The organism is Bacillus sp. TL12 (assembly GCF_022625245.1).
Classification (GTDB): domain Bacteria; phylum Bacillota; class Bacilli; order Bacillales; family Bacillaceae_G; genus Bacillus_A.
In genome coordinates this window covers 39,219-61,035 of sequence record NZ_JAJJBY010000009.1, presented here as the reverse complement: position 1 = coordinate 61,035, position 21,817 = coordinate 39,219, and the positions used below count along the sequence as shown (strand labels likewise).

Below are 21,817 nucleotides of genomic sequence, written 5' to 3'. Positions count from 1 at the left end.
TCACCTTCGCATCGTTATTAGCATATAGCTCGTATCATTTTAGCATAATTTTGAATATAAGAAGGTTATAATTTAATGAGAAATTTGACAAGTTTTTTTCTATTATCGTTTAAATTTGATGAAAAAAGAGGATTTTTGAAGGTTTTTTGTAGGATATTAAGAAAAAGGAACGAATTTCGTTCCTTTTTGTATTATACATATAAAAATTTAGCTACTTTCTCGCTTGGTAAAATGTTACCAACGAAGAAAGTACCAAATTCGCCATAGCGAGCACTTACTTCATCAAAACGCATTTCATATACAAGTTTTTTGAATTGAAGGATGTCGTCAGCGAATAGTGTTACACCCCACTCGTAATCATCAAAGCCGACAGAACCAGTAATGACTTGACGAACTTTACCTGCGTATTGACGACCGATTTTTCCGTGGCTATACATAAGTTTTTTGCGATCTTCCATCGGAAGCATGTACCAGTTGTCATCCCCTTGACGACGCTTGTCCATTGGATAGAAACAAATGTGTTTTGCTTCTGGTAATTCTGGGTATAAGCGTGCGAGGATTTGTGGGTTTTGGTATGGGTCTTCCTCAGCTGGCAAGTAGTTACTTAGTTCAACAACAGATACGTAAGAGTATGCAGGAACCATATATTCAGCTAATGTTGTTTTATTTAACTCTGTTTCGATTTCATTTAATTCTTCCATTGTTGGACGTAAAATCATAAACATAATATCAGCTTTTTGACCAACAACTGTATACATTGCATGGCTACCTTGTTTTGCGGCTGCTACTTTATTCCATTTCTCAATGACGTTTAAAAATTCAAACATCGCTTGTCCGCGTTCGTCACTAGATAATGTTTTCCATGCTGCCCAGTCGATAGAACGTAAATCATGTAAACAATACCAACCATCTAACGTTTTTGCTGCTTCACTCATTCTATTCACCTCAGTTAATGATATTTTACACGTTAACTATAGCATATATAGGTTTAAAGTCACCTATGTAAAGCTTGGGTGCATAAAATTGTCACATTTTTAAATGCTATATAGAGGAGTACGGATAAAGGCTTTTTGTTATCACTTGAAAAGTCCGGCTATGAAACCAAAAAGAGTCCTACACCCATGTTCTCTTTGTGTTTTCACATGGCATGGAGCAAAGAAGGGCCCTGACCACATCTATGCATGGCTGGACGCTCTCTTCCATCTAAAAAAGAAAGTTTTTTCATGTTTTCCATAATAGATTAACCATGCTGAATTTTATGAAAATATAATCATTTTCATTTTACCTATCTTTTAGGAGCTATAAGTTTAAAATATAGATGAAAAGAAGTATTCTTAAAGATAGAGTTTTTTAACATTTGTAGGAGGGTTTATTCGTGAGCGATTTATTTACAACAGTAAAAGAAAAGGTTCAAGGAAAAGGCATTTCTATCGTACTTCCTGAAGGAACTGATGAAAGAATCTTAGGCGCTGCAGAGCGTTTAGCAAAAGAAGAGTTAGTAAAACCAATTTTAGTTGGTAATAAAGAAGAGATTAGCGCAAAAGCTGCTAGCATGAACTTAACATTAGCAGGCGTTGATATTTATGATCCAGCTACATATGAAGAAATGGATGCAATGGTGGCATCTTTCGTTGAACGCCGTAAAGGTAAAGCAACAGAAGAAGCTGCTCGTGAAATTTTAAAAGACGAAAACTACTTTGGTACAATGCTTGTATACATGGGCAAAGCACAAGGTTTAGTAAGTGGTGCAGCTCACTCTACAGCTGACACAGTTCGTCCAGCACTTCAAATCATTAAAACAAAACCAGGCGTTACAAAAACTTCAGGTGTATTTATCATGGTACGTGAAGATGAGAAGTATGTATTCGCTGATTGCGCAATCAATATTGCACCAAACAGCCAAGATTTAGCTGAAATTGGTATTGAAAGTGCAAAAACTGCTGAGCTATTCGGTATCGATCCACGTGTTGCAATGTTAAGCTTCTCTACAAAAGGTTCTGCGAAATCTCCAGAAACAGAAAAAGTTGTAGAAGCAACTCGCATCGCAAAAGAAATGGCTCCTGAATTAACATTAGACGGTGAGTTCCAATTTGACGCTGCATTTGTACCATCTGTAGCTGAGAAGAAAGCACCAGGTTCTGTTATTAAAGGTGATGCTAACGTGTTCGTATTCCCAAGCTTAGAAGCTGGTAATATTGGTTACAAAATTGCACAACGTTTAGGTAACTTTGAAGCAGTGGGACCAATCTTACAAGGTTTAAACATGCCAGTAAACGATTTATCTCGCGGTTGTAACGAAGAAGAAGTGTACAAGTTAGCTTTAATTACAGCAGCTCAAGCACTATAAAAACGAAAGGCCTCGCTATATAGCGGGGCCTTTGTTATTTCTCAAGACTAAGTGCTTTATTATTACGGTCAATCATACGCTGCAAGTTCATTTCATATAAAGGAACTTCATCTACCGTTAATTGTGATGGTGTTAATCGCGGCGCAAACTGCTGCAGTGTTTTTAATAAACGCATCATTAAATCTTGAACGGTAATCGTTTCACCAAGTAATTCAGATAAAGAAGCCATTGTACTTGGTATAATTTCAGGATAAGTAAATCTCGTTTCTTCACCTTGAATTGCTAAGTTGTAAAAATCGCGAACAAGTGCCGCACGTTCGGAGCCGCTACCTGTAGCACATAAGTAAATTTGTACAGCAACCCCTCCGCGAATGCGGCGCTGTGAAATACCTGCAAATTTCTGATCACGAATACTTAAGTCATAGCTGCCAGGACAATAAGAGCCAACGATTTCTTTTGCCTCGATATCGACATCGTAATCTTTTAACATTTCTTTAATTAAATGCCACATCGTATCGTATCCAAGGTCGATATCAATTCCTTTTTCGGTTTCTTGAAGTAGAAGCGATACGTTTAAAACCCCTTCATCAAGTACGACTGCAAGACCACCTGAATTACGAACAATGACATTGAAATCCTTCTGTTTTAAAAAAGAAATCCCTTCCTGCAAATGAGGAAGACGAGAATCTTGAATGCCAAGAACAATTGTATTGTGATGAACCCAAGAGCGCATCGTCGAAGCAGATGTACCATTTCCGATTGTTGTGCACAATGTATCATCCATAGCGAATGATTGAAGTGCGTGGAAGGTCTGTCCTAAACTGGACTGATCTACAATACGCCACTCTGGTTGAGATAAGATTGAACGGGAATTGCTCATATAACTAACCCCTTATTTATAAAATGACAACCTTTATTATAGCAAAAAAGTGAGAAGAGAGGAGAGTTGTGAAAAAGAACCTTACGAGATTGTAATGTTATTGTAAGGAAAGGAAATTGGTAAAAGCCGTTTTTGTCATTAAACTGAGAACTGTCATTATAGTTTTAGGAGGAATATAAATGAAAAAAGTAAAATTAGGACTTGTAGCGATTATGTCAGCTGCGGTATTTAGTGGTTGTTCAATTATGGACATGATTGCCCCACAAGCAAACGGCGTATTGATGTATGGTGATGAAACAGTTGTACAACAAACAATTGATCAACATAAAAAAGAAATAGAATCTGAAGCGAAGTATACTGTTAAATTTGATAAGGTAAATGACCAAAAAGTATTAATCATGAATAAAACGACAGCAGAAAAGTTTGTAAAAGAAAAGCTGTTAAGAAAAGTAGATGGTGAAGAAACGAAACCAATTACAACATTACCATCTGTCTCTAATGATGCGGGTATTGTATTTGCAAAAAATGAGCAAAATGATGTCATGATTGGCGATAAAAAAATGAAGTACGAAGGTAACGTAATTATTGGAGATGCTCGCAAATATGCAGATATGTTCGCGGTAGTAAGTGATTCTGCATATGAAGCGATTAGTGCTCCAGTAAAAACAGTTGGGGTAGTGGAATTTAAAGAAAATCCGAAAAAAGAAATCTATCCAAACATTCGCAAGGATTCTAAGTTAGAAGAGTCTCATATGTTGAATTTAAAACCATAATAAAAAGGATGCAGACACCTGCATCCTTTTACTAGAATGCCGGGAAACGAAAGACAACAGATGCTGGTTTTGTGTCGCTATTTGTTGAATGGTTGATATCCTTTGTCGAATAGCCGATATATTGTGAGAAACAATCGATATATTTGAAAAATCGCCGATAAAATTTCATTTACCATTTTGCACGAACAACTTTTTCTGTGATATTTCATAAACGATCCTTATAAGAGTTCCTGTTCTCTATAACATGATAAAAAGGATGCATTCACCTGCATCCTTTTTATTCTGCAATTTTCTCTAAGTTACCGTTTCGATCCATACGGAAAGAGGTTTGCGTTGGCTCTTCATCATCCATTAATGCTAATTTACGAGCGCGGTTCATAATATTCATGAGCGTTTCGTAATCTTCTTGTACTGTATTAGATTGTTGTTCTAGCTTTTCTAATTTCTTTTCTAACTCTTCATTACGAAGTATTTGAGCTTTCATTTCTTGTTTCAATCTCGTATTCTCGTTTTCGAGTGCTGTTACTTTTACGTTTGAAGACCCCACAGTTTGTAAAAAGTAAATTACATCTTGCATTGTTATAGAAGTGCTAGATACAACTGGTTCTGAACGAGGGACAGTTGTGTTTACAACAGGTTCTTCATCATTCGTAATTACCGCTGAAGCTGGTGGCGTATAAAGTAGGCGTTTTTTTGCCTGTTCTCCGCTAGCGGCACGCATTTTATCTTTTCGATGTCTTTTTGCTAGCTGTAAGGCTTGCTCGTAGCTATAACGCACAACAGCATTCCAGCGAAATCCACAAGCAGCTGAGGTGCGATTTAATTGATCACCAACTTCTTCAAATGCATTTAATTGTGTACTTCCTTCTCGAACATGACGTAGTACAGTTTCCGCAAGTAATAAATCGTCCTCGTCTGTCCAAGCATCTTGTCTTACTTTCATAGATTCAACTCCCTTTCTTTTTATGAACTTCCTATTTTTATAATGGGCAAAAGAAATGGCTTTTATACAAAGCTTTTAAAAATATGGTAGATTTTGATGGAAGTAAGAAATTGTTGCACGAATGAAGGGAGTTTATAAAGGGAAAAATGAAGGGGAAAGTGAGGTTTTCTATTGCGTAGGACCCATAGAGGGAAACTTGCATCAAGCCTCAAAGAGCGGTAAAATACCATTTAGCGTTTACTGTTAAATGTACTTGTGAAAAGTTAAAAATAGAGGAAGTGTTATATAGAATGGGAAATGAATTCCGTGTGTGTGATGATTGTCAGGCGACGAACATTAAGACCTTGATACCAAAGCTCAAAAAAGTAGATTCATGTGCAAATATTGAGGTTGGTTGTCAATCTTATTGTGGACCAGGTCGTAAAAAATCATTCGCTTTTGTGAATAATCGTCCAGTTGCAGCGCCGACTGAAGATGAACTGATTAAGAAAATCGAAGCGAAATTAAATAAGTAAGAAGAGTGAATATTTTACTCTTCTTTTTTTATTGCGGAAATTAAAAATTATTTTTAAATACTGATATACGACGAACATGTATGAATGGATAAATTACATATTATGATATTGGTTTTATATCAATTACATTAGTTTGATATTGCAAAATAATGGTTGACAGCCTTTTGTACCGGTAGGTAGAATAGAATTATGATTCTGAGAATCATTATCAAAAAGGTGGATACACCCGATTTTCTTTTGCTGTTTCTTGAGAATAAATCTCATTTTATTAAATATATGTTGTTGGTTAGGATGGTTGAGGGATGGAAGCAAGCGCGAGGAATATTGAGCAACAGGAAGTAAATGTGAAAGAGATTAAGAGTAGACCGCTTATTGCTTCTATTATTTTAATAGCGGGAACAATTTTGTTAGCTTTAAGTATGGCAACTTCAATCTCATTTGGTGCAGCGGATATTAGTTTGAAAACTGTATGGCAAGCTGTCTTTCATTTTGATGGTTCTTTGACGCATCATAATGTAATTTGGGAGCTACGTATGCCTAGGGCAATTGGCGGAGTTGTTGCTGGTGCCTTTTTAGCGGTATCCGGTGCGATTATGCAAGGGATGACACGGAATCCGCTTGCATCTCCATCATTAATGGGGATTACTGATGGAGCGGTATTTGGGATTGCAATTATGTATGCGTTTTTCCCCAATTCACCGTATTTAATGTTTGTTATCGCTTCTTTTATTGGAGCAGCATTTGGAGCAAGTATTGTATACGGCATTGGGGCATCTTCACCGGGCGGATTAACACCTGTTAAATTAGCGTTAGCTGGAGCAGCAATTAGCGCTCTACTAGGGGCTATTTCATCTGGTATCGCACTCTATTTCAATCTTGCACAAGAGGTGAGTATGTGGAATGCAGGTGGCGTTGCTGGTGTGAAATGGCAGAGTATTGACATGCTCTTGCCGATTGGACTTGTTTGTCTTGTTATAGCGATTATGATGTCGAGATACATTACCATTTTAAGTTTCGGTGAAGAAATTGCAATTGGTCTTGGTCAAAATACAACATTAATTAAATTTATCGGAACTGTACTTGTGCTTGTGTTAACAGGTTCAGCAGTATCTATGGCAGGATCCGTTGGGTTTGTTGGGCTTGTCATCCCGCATATGACACGTTTTCTTGTCGGTTCAGATTATAGATGGGTGATTCCATGTTCTGCTGTATTAGGTGGATTGTTAATTGAATGTGCGGATATGCTATCACGAATTATTAATCCGCCGTTTGAAACACCAATTGGGGCCATTACAGCACTAATTGGCGTTCCATTCTTCCTCTACTTAGCACGTAATGAAGGGAGAGGGAAAATGTGAAGGCAACCGTCTTAACAAAAAAGAACATTTCAGTCATAACAATTTTAGCTTGTTTAATTGTTTCAGTATTTCTTATTAGTTTAAATACAGGAACATTTAAAATCCCCCCAATGGATGTATTAAAGTCATTGGTAGGGTTAGGGGCAGAAGATCAGTCAGTTATTTTATTTGAATTTCGTATGCCACGTATGGTAATTGCTATATTAGTTGGTTCAGCATTAGCAATGTCCGGTGCTATTATGCAAGGATTATCACGAAACCCACTTGCTGATCCTGGAATTATCGGTATTAATGCCGGTGCAGGATTAACTGTTGTTGTTTTCGTTTACTTCTTTTTTGGAAAAGTAGGGACTGGTACTCTTCTGTCCGTATTCATTCTTCCATTCTTTGCATTAGTCGGTGCAATACTAGCAGCAGTCATTATTTATGTACTGGCATGGAAGGACGGCGTTTCATCAACTCGTTTAATACTTGTTGGTATCGCAGTCGCAGCAGGATTTGGTGCTGTTAGTTTAATTTTTTCAATGAAAATGACATCGAATGACTTCCGTTTTGCAACGATTTGGTTAGCGGGAAGTTTATGGGGGACAGACTGGAAATTCGTATTAAGCGTACTTCCATGGATGCTCATCTTTTTACCAATTGCGATTCGTAAAGCACATGTGCTAAATGTAATGAATTTAGGAGATGCTGCGGCAGTTGGACTTGGTGTAAACGTAGAGAAAGAAAGACGAAAATTATTATTTATTGCTGTTTGTTTAGCAGGGGCTTCTGTTGCAGTCGCTGGCGGAATTGGCTTTATTGGTTTAATGGCGCCGCATTTGGCGAGGCGACTTGTCGGCGGGAAACATCAAATTATGTTACCGACAGCAGCATTAATTGGAACATTCCTACTACTATTTGCAGATTTGATTTCAAGAAGTGTACTAACGACATCTGAAATACCGGTCGGTCTTGTTATTTCTGTAATCGGTGCACCATATTTCATTTATTTACTTATGAGGACAAAATAAAGGGAGGCTTTTTGTATGGCAACTTTAGCGGTTGATTCGGTATCTGTTGGCTATAATGAAGGTTTAATTATTGATGGGTTATCAGTGGAAATTCCAGAAGGGAAAATTACAACAATTATTGGACCAAATGGATGCGGAAAATCCACATTGTTAAAAACAGCTTCTCGTATTTTAAAAGCAAAACGAGGTACTGTATATCTTGATGGGAAAGCGATTGAGAAGCAGCCGACAAAAGAAATCGCAAAGAAAATGGCGATTTTACCACAAACTGCAGAAGTGCCAACAGGTCTTACTGTGTTTGAACTTGTTTCATATGGGCGTTTCCCCCACCAAAAGGGATTTGGGACTCTGAAAGAAGAAGATTACCGTTATATTCACTGGGCGCTTGAAGTAACAGGGATGACAGAGTTTGCAAACCGTCCAGCAGAAGCTTTATCAGGTGGTCAACGCCAACGTGTCTGGATTGCAATGGCTCTTGCGCAAGGAACGGATTTGCTTGTGCTAGATGAGCCAACAACATACTTAGACATGGCCCATCAATTGGAAGTATTAAATTTATTGAAAAAGTTAAATCAAGAAGAAGGCCGCACAATCGTTATGGTTATTCATGATTTAAACCATGCTTCTCGTTTTTCAGATCATATGATTGCGTTAAGAGCAGGTAAGTTAATGAAACAAGGGACGCCAGATGAGGTTATGACGTGCGAAACGCTTCGCAATGTATTTGAAATTGAAGCGCAAATTGTTCCATGTCCTGTAAACTGTAAACCGATTTGCTTAACTTATGATTTAACAATGATAAATAAACAAGTACGCAAGCAAGCATAAGAGAAACCCTCTTCCTATCCGTATTTAGATAGGGAGAGGGATTCTAATGGACGTTGAGCTTCTCATTCAACATGGGAAGTTGAACGCCCGTTAGAACGGGCTACATACAACATTTAATTAATATATATTAATGTTAGTGTGGAGTTTCTTATAGTTACATACAACTTATAAGAGAAATATATCCAGAAGGAGTGGGAATATGAAGAAATTTAAAGCGGTATTATTAGCGATGGTACTAGTCGTTACTTCTGTACTATTTGCAGCTTGTTCTTCTGACAAGAAAGAAGAAAAGAAAGCAGACGCAAAAGTGGAAGAGCGTACTGTACAACATGCAAAAGGTGAAATTAAAATTCCTGCAAATCCAAAGAAAATTGCTGACCTTAGTGGTTCAACAGAAGAATTATTAATCTTTGGAATGAAACCAATCATTACTGCAAATACGTCTCAAGAAAAAATTGATGCTCATATTGCGGATAAATTAAAAGATGTAAAACCAGTTGGCTCTGCTTGGGGCGACAAAATTAACATCGAAGCAGTAGCTGCTGCAAAACCAGATTTAATTCTTGTGAACAACCGTCAAGAAAAAATCTATGATCAATTATCTAAAATTGCACCAACTGTTATGTTAAAAACTCCATTAGATCAATGGCGTCCAAAGTTTGAAGAGTTAGGTAAAATCTTTGATAAAGAAAAAGAAACAACTGCATGGTTCAAGAAATATGATGAAAAAGCAAGCAAGTTACACGATAAAATCGTTGCAAAAACTGGCGATGCGAAATTCATGAAAATGGCTGCATATCCAAATGCATTCCGCGTATATGGTGACTACGGTTACGGTAGCGTAATCTTCAAAGACTTAAAATTACCAGCAGTTCCAGGTACACCAATGGATAAACCATTAGTACAAGTACAAAAAGAAGCGTTAATTGATTACAACCCAGATTACTTATTCGTATTTACAACGGGTGACGGTTCTCAGCGCTTAAAAGAATTCCAAGAAGAAACAATTTGGAAAAACATGAACGCTGTTAAGAACAACCACGTATTTACAATCAAGAACGAAGACCTAAATAAAGGATACTTCCCACTTGGTAAAGAAATGATCTTAGACGAAATTGCTGAGTTCGTTTTAGGAAAATAATATACAAAGAAAATCACTTTCGTTATAACGGAAGTGATTTTCTGCATTTCTATATAAATCCAATTTGAGTTTCTAATAGATGAATTATGACTATGGAGAACAAATAGAGACTTTTACTCATTTTCTCCTTTTGTTTTTACGTGGCATGGGGCTAAAAAAGGTACTGACCGCTTCTATGCATGGCCGGGTGCTCTCGTCCATCTAAAAAGAATGGTTTGATGTTAGTTTTTTAATTTGGATTTATATATAGTCTTTCGTTTCTTTCTCTTTCCTATTTCGTTTATAATATAAAGTAAGAATGCAGTAAGGAAGGAGGATGTCGATATGGTATATTTAAACGACAAACTCAGCGAAACAAAAGTGTTTAAAGACCCAGTACATAAATATGTACACGTGCGTGATCGTGTCATTTGGGATTTAATCGGAACGAAGGAATTTCAACGTTTGCGCCGTATTAAGCAGCTAGGAACGACGTTTTTTACATTTCATGGTGCAGAACATAGTCGCTTTACTCATTCATTAGGTGTATATGAGATTATTCGTCGTATGATTGATGATGTGTTTGATGGCAGACCAAATTGGAATGCAGAAGATAGATTGTTATGTTTATGTGCAGCTCTCTTGCACGATGTGGGACACGGTCCGTTCTCCCATTCCTTTGAAAAAGTTTTTTCATTAGATCATGAGAAGTTCACGCAAAAAGTTATTGTCGGTGATACGGAAATCAATGATGTACTTAGCCGTGTAGACCGAGAATTTCCACAAAAAGTAGCAGATGTGATTGCAAAAACGTCTGATAATAAATTAGCGATTAGTATGATCTCTAGTCAAATTGATGCAGATCGTATGGATTATTTATTAAGAGATGCATATTTTACTGGTGTAAAGTATGGGAATTTTGATATGGAACGTATACTTCGTGTCATGCGTCCATACGGCAATCAAGTCGTGATTAAAAATAGTGGTATGCACGCTGTAGAGCATTATATTATGAGCCGCTATCAAATGTACTGGCAAGTATACTTCCATCCAGTAACGCGCAGCGCAGAAGTGATTTTAACAAAGATTTTACACCGTGCAAAAACATTACATGAGCAGTATTATACATTTAAGTATCATCCGGTTCATTTCTATTCTTTATTTGAAGAGGAAGTAACAGTAGAGGATTATTTAAAGCTAGATGAGAATGTAATGTATTACTATTTCCAGGTATGGCAAGATGAAGATGATCAAATTCTAAGTGATTTAAGTCGTCGTTTTATGAACCGAAATCTCTTTAAATATGTAGAATTTACAGAGAATCATGGTTTAGATAATTGGATGGAATTAAGTAGTTTATTTAAAAAGATTGGGCTCGATCCAGAGTACTATTTAGTTGTGGATTCAACATCAGATTTACCGTATGACTTTTATCGTGCTGGAGAAGAAGAAGAGAGATTGCCAATCTTACTTCTTATGCCAAACGGAGACCTCAGGGAGCTTTCGCGTGAATCGGATATTGTAGAGGCGATTACTGGTAAGAAGAGAAGGGATCAGAAACTTTTCTATCCGCATGATTTAATTTATGAAGATGGAAGAAAAGGAAAATATAAAGAGAAAATTATTGAGTTATTAGAAGGAAAGAAATAAGAAGCAACCCCATGGACTGCTTCTTATTAAAGAAACTTGAAATTATTTGTCGCTTAAGCGTTTTCCGCCAACTGCATAATGATTTTTAGACATTTCTTCGATGAAAACAACGATGTTTTCTTCTGGAGCACCAGTTGTTTCGCTTACTGCTGCAGTTACTTTCTCAGCAAGGGCTTTCTTTTGTTCTTCTGTGCGTCCTTCTAGCATTTTCACTGTTACGTATGGCATGTACAATCGCTCCTTTTATGTAAGTTACAATCTTATTATAACGGATTATGAAGAAGAACAATCGAAAAAAAATATTTTTTTTCGACATAACGAAGAGGAGATGGAGTATGGAGAACTTTTTTGTATATCCACTGCACCAAATACCGTTGGTCGCAATGGCTATTGTTATTGCATTGTCTGTGCATGAATTTGCACATGCATATGTTGCATATAAGTTTGGTGATGACACAGCGAAAAGACAAGGGCGTTTAACGTTATCACCAATGTCTCATTTGGATCCGATAGGGATGATTGCTATATTAATCATTGGGTTTGGTTGGGCGCGCCCAGTTCCTGTTAACCCGTATAATTTTAAAAAGCCACGCCTTGCTGGTGTACTTGTTTCGATTGCAGGGCCAATTAGTAACCTCATTTTGAGTGCGATTGGGTTAATTATTTTATATAGTTTAGATACACTTGGTGTATTAAATGCAGTTCCATTTGCAGTAGCAGATACGCTAATTCAATTCTTTCAAATTTTTATTACTCTTAATATTGTTTTATTTGTGTTCAACCTATTACCGATTCCACCACTTGATGGATATCGTGTGATTGAAGATTTAGCACCAGCAAATATTCGTGCGAAAATGACGCAGTATGAGAAATATGGAGCGATCGCTTTATTGATTCTTGTTATTACACCGCTGGATCGTTATACAATTCAACCAATCTTCCAGGTGGTTATTCCGTATGTATTAGGTATTTTGCAAAGCGTTATTGCACCTATATTTGGATTAATGTAATACATGAGTGAGGAGGAGTTTACATATGACAGAGAAAAAGAAAAAAATCGGTTTTAATATTGTGAAAAACGATTCAACAGATGGACATGGTGGTTTTGGTGTTGGAGCACTAAGTTTAGAAAATATTTCACCTGTTTTCGTAGACGTAATTGAGCAAACTGCGTTCGTTGATATCGGGGCGATGCATGCACGTAGTACTGTTGAAAAGGGAATTAAATTTTTAACGAATAAAGACGAAGTTCCAAATGGAAAGCCGTATTGGCTCGTATGGGTAACGATTGAGAGAACAGCAAAAGGTGCTTATTATGCAGGTGTAACAGCTTGTGAAATGACAGTTGACCGTGAAATTCGCCGTGGTTATAAATCACTTCCAGAGCACGTAAACAAGATGGATAAATCATTAAAACGTCACATCATGGTTGACCATATGGATGAGTCATCTAAGAAGGTGCTTGGCACATTCTTGAAAGAGCATAATGAAGCAATTTGGAACGAGTCTAGTGAAGAATTGCGTCAAGTATTATTAGGAGAATAATTTTAAGGCTACCAGGAGAAATCTTGGTAGCCTTTGCTATTATGTGGCAAGTACTGATATGTGATGTGAAAAGGTCAATATATTGGGATTACCATGGAAAATACCTTTTCCACCAGCCTTCTTTTTTCTTTTCTTTGCTAGCCTTCTCGAATTCTTCCTTGTCATCCACATGATCTATGCAGTATTCGGTCGGTTCTGTTCCTTTTGTAAAATACATTTTTACAGAGACAGGACAGCTTTTCGTTGCGATTTTCCCATTTTCGGGATTGATATTTACAGCAACAACGTCACTTGGTTGTTTGAAATCCTTTTTAGGCTGACCTTCTAGTCCCTTTTCCATCGCAATGGCCCAAATCTTTTTGGCGTAGCCTTGTTCAGCTGGATTGGAAATAGATTTAGGCCTGTCGTATCCTACCCAAACACCAGTTACAATTTGCGGCGTGAAGCCAATCATCCAGCTATCCGTTTCTGTGGAGCCAGACTTCCCTGCATACGTACGCGATAGTTTCGGAAGAAGGGTATGTCCTGTAACAGATGCATAACCACTTAGCTTGTCATTGAACATTCCTGTCATCATCTCTTCCATTACAAACGTATTGTTTTTATCGAGAATTTGTTTACTTTCTAAATGTGCATCATATAAAATGTTTCCTTCGTTATCGACAACGCGACGGATAAAGGTTGGCTTTACTTGCTTTCCTCCATTTGCAAACATGCTGTATGCGCCCACCATTTCAATTGGTTTGACAGGAGAAGTACCAAGGGCAAGGGACGGTACGTCTTTTAATGAACTTGTAATACCGAATTGTTTCGCAGTTTTCGCAAGAGAATCTTCGCCTAAAAATAAATGTGTTTTCACAGCATATACGTTATCTGATACTGCAAGAGCTTGCGCCATCGTTACAAAATCATCGGCATAATAGTCTTTATAATTTTTCGGTTTATATTTAGAAACACCATCACCTAACGTAAATACCGTATATTCACTTTTTAAGCGAGTCGCTGGTGTAAATCCTTTTTCGAGTGCCGCGTAATATAAAAACGGCTTAAAGGTGGACCCTGGTTGGCGAGCCGCTTGAATCGCTCTGTTAAATTGACTCTCTTTATAATCTTTTCCACCAACAAGAGCTGCTACTTCTCCTGTTTTTGGATTCATTGAGACAAGAGCTGTTTGTATACTAGTTGTTTCTGGAATTGTATCTTTTACAGCTTGCTCAGCTATTGTTTGTAGTTTTGGGTCTAGTGTTGTATAGATACGGAGTCCACCGCGCTGCAAAGTTTGCTCATCGAGTCCAATGTCATGGAGGAGAGATGATTGTACAGTATCCTGAAAATAAGGTGCAATTTCTGTAACCTTTTTTGTTTCTAACGAAGCAAACGCAAGCTTTTCTTGTTTCGCAGAGTTTGCTTGATTTTTTGTAATATATCCTTGTTCTACCATTTCATCTAAAATAATAGACTGCCTTGTTTTTGCCCGTTCTTCTTTTACATAGGGAGAGTATACGCTAGGACCTTTTGGAATGCCAGCTAACATACTTGCCTCTGCTAATGTTAAGTCACTAGCTGATTTATTAAAGTAAAGACGAGAAGCAGCTTCAATACCATAAGCGCCGTGCCCGTAATAAATTGTATTTAAATATCCTTCTAAAATATGATTCTTATTGTAATTGACCTCAAGGCGAATCGTATAGAGTGCTTCTAACGCTTTTCGTTTCCAAGTTTTATCATGATCTAAATATAGATTACGGGCATACTGCTGCGTAATCGTGCTAGCACCTTGAACCTTTGCCATTGCTTTTATATCTGCAACGATTGCGCCAGCAATTCGTTTCATATCAAAACCATGATGATTATAAAATCGTTGGTCTTCAATAGAAAGCGTCGCTTCTCTTACATAAGGAGAAATTTGGTCGAGGGACACGTTATAGCGCTTTTGCATTCCATTACTTTGTCCCATTACAGTATCATCATTCGCATAAAAGGTGCTTGTTTGTGGAACAGCAATGGGAGGTGGTCCCATAATCTTTGCAACAATAATGATAATAAAAAAAGAAAAAACGAAAAAAAGAACGCATGAAAAAAGTGCGGTGAAGAAAAGACGTTTATATTTTTTAAGTTTTGGATTTATAGTTTGATCCATCTTTTTCATCTCCTCATCATATACTTTTATCCCGCTATTCGAGGGCAGTAATCCCCTACCTCAAACCTTAGCAAAGGAAAAGAAGTGAGGTGGAGGGATAAACTGCCCGTAAAAGCCCGATTGGTGAAGGCTAATAATCAGTGGGGGATGAGGAACCCCTCACTGATTAAAGTTTCACTTTAATAGTATTGAGGGTTTTTTCGTATTTTAAACACAAAACAAAAAAGAGCTCCCTTATTTAAGAAAGGAGCTCAAAAGCACGCATCGGCCAATCTGTAATAATAACATCTACGCCGTAATCAATCATAGTTTGTAAATCTTTATATTCATTGATTGTATAGGGCCGGAATACATATCCTTGCTGCTGTGCAGTTTGGACAAATTCTTTTGTTAATAGCTGAAAATTAGGGTGTAATCCGGTCGCTTCTCTTTTCTTTGCTTCAGCAATTGGATCAGCAATTGGTTCATCATATAAGATAGCTCTCGGGATTCCAGGAGCAAGTTCTGCAAGCAAAGAAACAGAATCATGGTTAAACGATGAGAATATAATTTGGTTTGAAAGGTGATATTCCCGAACAAGATCAACAACTCTCTCTTCGATACCTGGATAGTGGATTACGTCTGTTTTTAATTCAATATTAAGCTCTAAATTTGTCGTAGATAACCAAATGAGCACTTCTCGTAAGGTTAGGATTTTTGCTTGGTGAAAAGAGGGGTCTTTATGACTTCCTGCATCAAGCGCTTGTAATTCCGCTACTGTTTTCTCAGAAACAAGTCCAATCCCATTTGTCGTACGGTCAACAGTCTCATCGTGAATTACAACAAGCTCACCATCTTTCGCAAGGTGAACGTCAAGTTCAATGCCGTGAGCACCAACGCGCTCTGCTTCTTGGAAAGCGATCATTGTATTTTCTGGATGTGTGCCTTTCACTCCGCGATGGGCAAAAATAAGTGGTTTTTTCATCTGAAAATCTCCTTATGAGTTCATTTCTTTCATTATGAAACTACGGGGAAAAAAATACAATTCATATGCTAAATATTTACAAAAGTATAACAGTTGCATAAAAGTTAACGTTAACGTAAAATGTAATAGTGTGATGGAAGGAGGAATATACATGTATAAGATTGATGAAGTAACAAAGCAAGTTGGATTAACAAAGCGTACACTTCGTTATTATGAGGAAATTGGCCTGATTCATCCGCCGGAGCGTAGTGAAGGAAATATTCGTCTTTATACAGATGAAGATATTACACGTATTAAGAGGATTGTAGAAGCAAAAGAAGTATTAGGAATTACACTTCAAGAAATGCATCATTTCTTATCATTAAAAGAGCGCATGGAGCAAAGAAGAAATAGCGAAAATCCACGTGATCGTGCAGTGATTCAAGAAATTAAGGATATGCTTGAGAACCAAGTACAAACTCTTGATACAAAAATGAAACAAATAGAGCGCGTGAAAGCAGAATTAGAGACTAGTTTAGAGCGCGCAACTAGATTCTTGGAGGAAACAAAAGGAGAGTAATAAATATGGAGAGTAAACAAAAAATGGGGAGATTGATTACAGTACTGGCTACTTTCCTTGCCTTTTCAGGCATCGGAGTAGTCGATCCTATTTTGCCGATTATTGCTGAGAAAATTGGTGCCACACATTGGCAAGTGGAAATGTTATTTACAGCATATATTTTAACGATGGCAATTATGATGTTGCCCGCTGGTTTATTTGCAGCACGATTTGGCGATAAGAGAATGATGACAATTGGTTTATCGATTGTAACTGTATTTGCTTTTATATGCGGTATATCACAAACGATTGCACAGTTGTCTCTTTTCCGCGCTGGCTGGGGGCTAGGAAATGCGATGTTTTTCGCAACAGCGATGACATTATTAATTGCTTTAAGTAAAGAAGTACATGAAGCGGTTGGCTTATACGAAGCTGCGATTGGTTTAGGGATGGCAGGTGGTCCATTATTAGGGGGATTACTTGGCGGATATTCTTGGCGTTATCCATTTTTCGCGACAAGCCTTTTAATTTTATTAGCATTTATTCTTGTTTTCTTTTTTGTAAAAGAACCAGAGCGCAAAGTGCAGCGTAAAGCCGCTGGAGTAGGGGAATTACTTAACCTAATTAAATATAAACCATTTATGCAAGGTGCTATTTCAGGCATGTTATATTATTACGGATTTTTCGTTGTATTAGCATATTCACCACTTATTATGCACTTATCTGCAATTCAGCTCGGTTTCGTATTTTGCGGCTGGGGACTTGCGCTAGCATACGGGTCTGCAATATTAGCACACAAGTTAGAAGGGAAATATGAACCAAAAGCATTGTTAAGATTTAGTTTATTTGTATTCGCGATTCTGTTAATTGCGTTATTCTTTGTTAAAGTGATGTGGTTGCAAATCGTTCTTATCGTCTTATCTGGATTAGCATCTGGATTAAATAACGCTTTATATACAAGCTATGTCATGGATATTTCACCTTATGAAAGATCTATTACGTCTGGTGTATACAATTTCGTCCGCTGGCTTGGCGGGGCGATTGCACCAATTTTATCAGGAATTATTGGCCATACAATTTCACCACAAAGTCCATTTTTAGTTGGGGGAATCGTTGTATTAGTTGGTTGTATCATGATTTTAATTCCTGTTCGAGAAGATTCTAAATTAGGGTCTGAAAGCAGTCATTGATAAGTGAAATTTTATCGGCGATTTTTCAAATATATCGACCATTTCTCACCATATATCGGCCATTCAACAAATAGTGACAAAAAGAAACCCTTTCTTAAGAAAGGGTTTTCTTTATTGTTAAATATAGTGTTTAAGTAATATATGAATAAAAATACTTTAATTAAAATATATTTTCGGTATTTTTGTACTTTTAACTATACATTTTGTATGTTTTGTTTTATTTTTGTTAGGGGACATTAATGATGTCCCTATTATAAATTTGCAGCGAAAGGCGTGATTGTACGATGGAACTATGGTTCACTGAAAAACAAACAAAACATTTTGGAATTACGGCGCGTATTAACCGCACATTACATACGGAGCAAACAGAATTTCAAAAGCTTGATATGGTTGAAACTGAAGAATTCGGAAACATGCTTATTTTAGATGGTATGGTTATGACAACAGAGAAGGACGAGTTCGTATATCATGAAATGGTAGCACACGTACCTTTATTTACACATCCAAACCCTGAGAACGTATTAGTTGTTGGCGGTGGTGACGGTGGTGTAATCCGTGAAGTATTAAAGCACCCAAGCGTAAAGAAAGCAACACTTGTTGAAATCGACGGTAAAGTAATCGAGTACTCTAAACAGTACTTACCATCAATTGCAGGTGCATTAGATAACGAGCGCGTTGAAGTAAAAGTAGGAGACGGTTTCCTACACATCGCAGAAAGTGAGAATGAATATGATGTAATCATGGTTGACTCTACGGAACCAGTAGGTCCAGCAGTAAACTTATTTACAAAAGGATTCTACGCTGGAATCTCAAAAGCGTTAAAAGCAGACGGTATTTTCGTTGCGCAAACGGACAACCCATGGTTCACACCAGAATTAATTTCAACTGTATTTAAAGACGTAAAAGAAATCTTCCCAATTACACGTCTATACACAGCGAATATCCCAACATATCCAAGTGGAATGTGGACATTCACAATCGGATCTAAAGAATACGATCCATTAAAAGTAAGCGAAGAGCGTTTCCACGAAATCGAAACGAAATATTACACAAAAGAATTGCATAAAGCAGCATTTGTGTTACCAAAGTTTGTTGGAGATTTAGTGAAGTAATAAAAGCAGAAGCAGCTCGTTTAGAATAGGGATGGAGCTTCAGACGTAGAGGCACTTTTTGCCTCGCAGGAAGAAGGGAAGCCACCGAATATTCTAGCGGCTGTAGCTAGACAAAAGAAAAGCGGAAGTGGCTCATTCAAGGTGTGCAATAGAACGGACATGCTAGCTGCTTTCGCTACTATAAATGAAATAATCTTCTTATCGTTAAAAGAAGATTGAGGTAAATCGAGAAAGAGGAGTATAGTGCTCCAAATTTGAGAAATAATGAAAGGTTGGGATACCTTAAGTTCCACATAAGGAGGAAAAGAATATGCGTTTTGATGAAGCTTATTCAGGTAAAGTATTTATTAAAAGTCATCCAAGTTTTGAAGAGTCAGAGGCTGTTATTTACGGGATGCCAATGGATTGGACAGTAAGCTACCGTCCAGGTTCCCGTTTTGGCCCTGCACGTATTCGTGAAGTATCACTTGGACTAGAAGAATATAGTCCATATTTAGATCGTGAACTAGAAGAAGTGAAATATTTTGATGCTGGTGATATTCCGTTACCATTCGGAAACCCACAGCGCAGCATAGACATGATTGAAGAATATGTAGCAAAACTATTAGATGCTGGTAAGTTTCCATTAGGTCTCGGCGGTGAGCACCTAGTGTCTTGGCCAATTTTTAAGGCAATGGCAAAAAAATATCCGGATTTAGCAATTATTCATATGGATGCTCATACTGATTTACGTGAGTCGTATGAAGGGGAGCCGTTATCTCACTCTACACCGATTCGTAAAGTGTGCGATTTAATTGGTCCGGAAAACGTATATTCTTTCGGAATTCGTTCTGGAATGAAAGAAGAATTCGAATGGGCAAAAGAAGTGGGCATGAATCTATACAAATTTGACGTATTAGAACCGTTAAAAGAAGTATTGCCAAAGCTTGCAGGACGCCCAGTCTATGTCACAATTGATATCGACGTATTAGATCCAGCACATGCTCCTGGAACAGGAACATTAGAAGCTGGTGGTATCACATCTAAAGAACTATTAGATTCCATCGTAGCAATTGCAAATTCAAATATAAAAGTAGTTGGAGCAGACTTAGTAGAAGTAGCCCCAGTATACGATCATAGTGACCAAACACCAATCGCAGCAAGCAAATTCGTGCGGGAAATGCTTCTTGGTTGGGTAAAATAAAAGCGAAGCCGACTGTTTAGAATCGCAGCTGGATAAAAAGAAAAAGGAGCGAGTTCCATCCATGGAACTCGCTCCTTTTCTTATGCAACTTTTTCTTTCGAAGTGATTCCGCGAATTTCATCAGCGGTACGAATTGGGTACTTACGGAAAATAATTGTTCCGATATAACCAATAATTGTGGTAACAATTCCACATAATATAGCTGCAATTGTTACCTTTATTACATCGTTGAATCCGAATAGAACAAGAATCCCTGGAATTGGTGATGCTGTACCAGGTGCGTTATTCACAAGTTGGAATAAGGATGTAATAATGCCGGCAAGTGCACCGCCGACAAAGTTTGTCGCATAAATTGGAATTGGATTTGCTGCGACAATGTCAGCTTGTGTTAATGGTTCAATTGCTACAGCAATTGTATCTTTCTTTGAACAAATCTTTAAACGCTTAAAGAAAATAAAATTCATTGGAGCAGAGGCTGCTACTGCGAGACTACCAATGGCCATTGGTAAGCCCGTTAAACCAAGCATAGCAGTTAGAGCCATGGAGCTTAATGGTGATGTAGAGATAACTGTGATGAGCCCGCCAAGCATAATCCCCATAATAACCGGGCTTTCTGTAGTTGCAATTGAAATAATAGAACCGATTTTTCCAAGTGTTGCATTTACAACTGGATCCATAAGCATAGCCATTCCGCGTGAAAGAGGGGCAGCGATGAACAAGATTGCTAAAAATTCTACGCCAGCAGGTAATTTCTTTTCGAGAAATTTCACGACAAATGCGCAAACATAGCCAGCAAAAAATCCTGGTAAAATACCAAATCCACTTGTGGCAATCCCAATTAAAACAGCATATACAGGAGATACACCTATTGCGAGTGCCACTAAAATTGCAGCTGCTACACCGCTCATGCCACCAGAGGCTTGCCCAACCGATTGCAGAAAGTCATTATGAAACATTTCTCCACCAATATAACGATGAAATGCTTCAATAAGAAAACTTGCGATTGCAGCGTTGGCCAAAGCACCCATTGCTTTCATTCCGTAAGGAGCACGGTAGCTAAACAGTGTGAAAAGAAAAAGTACAACAAGTAGTAGTGCTAAACCTTGCAAGATAGCCATTTGATAACTGTCTCCTTTTTGATATTTGTTATAAAAATTTGTATTATTCAATAATAATACAAAAATTGCTTAAACGGAAAATTTTTTTATTCGGAAAATACTACAAACAATTTTTCTTACACGATTGTAAGGAAAGTGTAAGGCGTTTCGATAGAGTATAGTATGTCCTTTTCCGTATAATACAAATATGAGTATAGGAATGGTAAGAAAGATATACAAGCAGGAGGCACATATATGAAATTGGTAATGAGAGTTTTAGTCGTTTTTGCCATTCTTTTAGGTGGAACGGCATATTATTTACAATCAAAAACAGAAGGTGTAGGGGCATTTGTCGATAACTTCTTTTCAAATAAAGAAATACAAGATTATTACGCGGTTATAAATAAAGGTGAGAAAAAAGATGACGAATATTTATATACATTAAAGGGCTACACAGAAGATGGAAAGAAACAAGTAATCAAAAAAATGGTGAACCGCCAACTTCCGTCAGGTGTTTTTGTTAAGATTTATGCTAAAGGTATGCAAGGAAAAAGCTTTGCTGAAATTCCAAAAGAAGCGATTCCTGAAAAGGCATTACAACAATTACAAAAAGAGTAAAAG

22 protein-coding genes are annotated in these 21,817 nt (G+C 37.4%); 15 read left to right on the top strand and 7 right to left on the bottom strand.

All coding sequences use genetic code 11. The features are described 5' to 3' along the window. Positions 1-191 precede the first annotated feature (191 nt). Positions 192-935 carry a hydrogen peroxide-dependent heme synthase gene (hemQ, locus tag LOK41_RS10845; protein ID WP_241816465.1) on the bottom strand — a complete coding sequence of 248 codons (744 nt, stop codon included), beginning with the start codon at positions 933-935 and terminating at the stop codon, positions 192-194. A gap of 440 nt (positions 936-1,375) precedes the next feature. Between hemQ and pta the strand changes: the two genes are divergently transcribed. After that, the gene (gene pta / locus LOK41_RS10840; protein ID WP_174100847.1) at positions 1,376-2,347 is read left to right on the top strand and encodes a phosphate acetyltransferase; all 972 of its coding nucleotides are present in this window, start codon (positions 1,376-1,378) and stop codon (positions 2,345-2,347) included. Between the two features lie 34 nt (positions 2,348-2,381). Here the strand turns inward: pta and lipL are convergent, their stop codons facing one another. Next, the gene (lipL, locus tag LOK41_RS10835; protein ID WP_241816464.1) at positions 2,382-3,227 is read right to left on the bottom strand and encodes an octanoyl-[GcvH]:protein N-octanoyltransferase; all 846 of its coding nucleotides are present in this window, start codon (positions 3,225-3,227) and stop codon (positions 2,382-2,384) included. Between the two features lie 179 nt (positions 3,228-3,406). Between lipL and LOK41_RS10830 the strand changes: the two genes are divergently transcribed. Next, positions 3,407-4,000, top strand: a complete 594-nt coding sequence (locus LOK41_RS10830; protein ID WP_241816463.1) for a lipoprotein BA_5634 family protein — start codon at positions 3,407-3,409, stop codon at positions 3,998-4,000. A 277-nt stretch (positions 4,001-4,277) separates the two neighbouring features. On the opposite strand, the gene LOK41_RS10825 is transcribed toward LOK41_RS10830, so the two are convergent. Next, positions 4,278-4,943 (bottom strand): RsfA family transcriptional regulator, encoded by a 666-nt coding sequence (locus tag LOK41_RS10825; protein WP_241816462.1) that lies wholly within the window; start codon positions 4,941-4,943, stop codon positions 4,278-4,280. Between the two features lie 290 nt (positions 4,944-5,233). On the opposite strand from LOK41_RS10825, the gene LOK41_RS10820 reads away from it, so the two are divergent. From LOK41_RS10820 to LOK41_RS10795, 6 genes are all read left to right on the top strand, one after another. Further along, positions 5,234-5,458 (top strand): YuzB family protein, encoded by a 225-nt coding sequence (locus tag LOK41_RS10820; RefSeq protein WP_241816461.1) that lies wholly within the window; start codon positions 5,234-5,236, stop codon positions 5,456-5,458. 302 nt (positions 5,459-5,760) lie between these two features. Then, positions 5,761-6,816 carry a FecCD family ABC transporter permease gene (locus tag LOK41_RS10815; RefSeq protein ID WP_241816460.1) on the top strand — a complete coding sequence of 352 codons (1,056 nt, stop codon included), beginning with the start codon at positions 5,761-5,763 and terminating at the stop codon, positions 6,814-6,816. Beyond that, complete coding sequence (locus LOK41_RS10810) at positions 6,813-7,829, top strand: FecCD family ABC transporter permease (RefSeq protein ID WP_241816459.1); 1,017 nt, start codon at positions 6,813-6,815, stop codon at positions 7,827-7,829. Before LOK41_RS10815 ends, LOK41_RS10810 begins: the two co-directional genes overlap by 4 nt. Before the next feature lie 15 nt (positions 7,830-7,844). Then, a complete protein-coding gene (locus tag LOK41_RS10805) occupies positions 7,845-8,657 on the top strand; it encodes an ABC transporter ATP-binding protein (RefSeq protein WP_174100841.1) in 813 nt (270 codons plus the stop codon). Between the two features lie 199 nt (positions 8,658-8,856). Beyond that, positions 8,857-9,798: an ABC transporter substrate-binding protein gene (locus LOK41_RS10800; protein ID WP_174100840.1), complete on the top strand. Its 942-nt coding sequence runs from the start codon at positions 8,857-8,859 to the stop codon at positions 9,796-9,798. Positions 9,799-10,122: 324 nt separating this feature from the next. Then, positions 10,123-11,427: an HD domain-containing protein gene (locus LOK41_RS10795; RefSeq protein WP_241816458.1), complete on the top strand. Its 1,305-nt coding sequence runs from the start codon at positions 10,123-10,125 to the stop codon at positions 11,425-11,427. 42 nt (positions 11,428-11,469) lie between these two features. Here the strand turns inward: LOK41_RS10795 and LOK41_RS10790 are convergent, their stop codons facing one another. Further along, positions 11,470-11,655, bottom strand: coding sequence for a 2-hydroxymuconate tautomerase (locus LOK41_RS10790; protein ID WP_001147171.1), 186 nt, complete (start codon positions 11,653-11,655; stop codon positions 11,470-11,472). 107 nt (positions 11,656-11,762) lie between these two features. Between LOK41_RS10790 and LOK41_RS10785 the strand changes: the two genes are divergently transcribed. Together LOK41_RS10785 and LOK41_RS10780 are read left to right on the top strand one after the other, a co-directional pair. Beyond that, the gene (locus LOK41_RS10785; protein WP_241816457.1) at positions 11,763-12,437 is read left to right on the top strand and encodes a site-2 protease family protein; all 675 of its coding nucleotides are present in this window, start codon (positions 11,763-11,765) and stop codon (positions 12,435-12,437) included. A 25-nt stretch (positions 12,438-12,462) separates the two neighbouring features. Beyond that, on the top strand, positions 12,463-12,972 hold the full coding sequence (locus LOK41_RS10780; RefSeq protein ID WP_241816456.1) for a YwhD family protein: 510 nt from the start codon (positions 12,463-12,465) through the stop codon (positions 12,970-12,972). An 88-nt stretch (positions 12,973-13,060) separates the two neighbouring features. On the opposite strand, the gene LOK41_RS10775 is transcribed toward LOK41_RS10780, so the two are convergent. Beyond that, the gene (locus LOK41_RS10775; RefSeq protein ID WP_241816455.1) at positions 13,061-15,112 is read right to left on the bottom strand and encodes a transglycosylase domain-containing protein; all 2,052 of its coding nucleotides are present in this window, start codon (positions 15,110-15,112) and stop codon (positions 13,061-13,063) included. 238 nt (positions 15,113-15,350) lie between these two features. After that, positions 15,351-16,076, bottom strand: a complete 726-nt coding sequence (locus tag LOK41_RS10770; RefSeq protein ID WP_241816454.1) for a glycerophosphodiester phosphodiesterase — start codon at positions 16,074-16,076, stop codon at positions 15,351-15,353. Between the two features lie 151 nt (positions 16,077-16,227). On the opposite strand from LOK41_RS10770, the gene LOK41_RS10765 reads away from it, so the two are divergent. The 4 genes from LOK41_RS10765 (at position 16,228) to speB (ending at position 20,099) form a co-directional block, all read left to right on the top strand. Continuing rightward, positions 16,228-16,635: a MerR family transcriptional regulator gene (locus LOK41_RS10765; protein ID WP_241816453.1), complete on the top strand. Its 408-nt coding sequence runs from the start codon at positions 16,228-16,230 to the stop codon at positions 16,633-16,635. Between the two features lie 5 nt (positions 16,636-16,640). Beyond that, the gene (locus tag LOK41_RS10760; RefSeq protein ID WP_241816452.1) at positions 16,641-17,804 is read left to right on the top strand and encodes an MFS transporter; all 1,164 of its coding nucleotides are present in this window, start codon (positions 16,641-16,643) and stop codon (positions 17,802-17,804) included. A 284-nt stretch (positions 17,805-18,088) separates the two neighbouring features. Then, positions 18,089-18,916: a spermidine synthase gene (speE, locus tag LOK41_RS10755; RefSeq protein WP_241816451.1), complete on the top strand. Its 828-nt coding sequence runs from the start codon at positions 18,089-18,091 to the stop codon at positions 18,914-18,916. 310 nt (positions 18,917-19,226) lie between these two features. Beyond that, positions 19,227-20,099: an agmatinase gene (gene speB, locus LOK41_RS10750; protein ID WP_241816450.1), complete on the top strand. Its 873-nt coding sequence runs from the start codon at positions 19,227-19,229 to the stop codon at positions 20,097-20,099. 80 nt (positions 20,100-20,179) lie between these two features. On the opposite strand, the gene LOK41_RS10745 is transcribed toward speB, so the two are convergent. Next, complete coding sequence (locus tag LOK41_RS10745) at positions 20,180-21,217, bottom strand: PTS sugar transporter subunit IIC (RefSeq protein ID WP_174100830.1); 1,038 nt, start codon at positions 21,215-21,217, stop codon at positions 20,180-20,182. Positions 21,218-21,451: 234 nt separating this feature from the next. On the opposite strand from LOK41_RS10745, the gene LOK41_RS10740 reads away from it, so the two are divergent. After that, entirely contained in the window at positions 21,452-21,814 is a 363-nt protein-coding gene (locus LOK41_RS10740) for a YxeA family protein (RefSeq protein WP_241816449.1), read from the top strand. Positions 21,815-21,817: the final 3 nt, after the last annotated feature.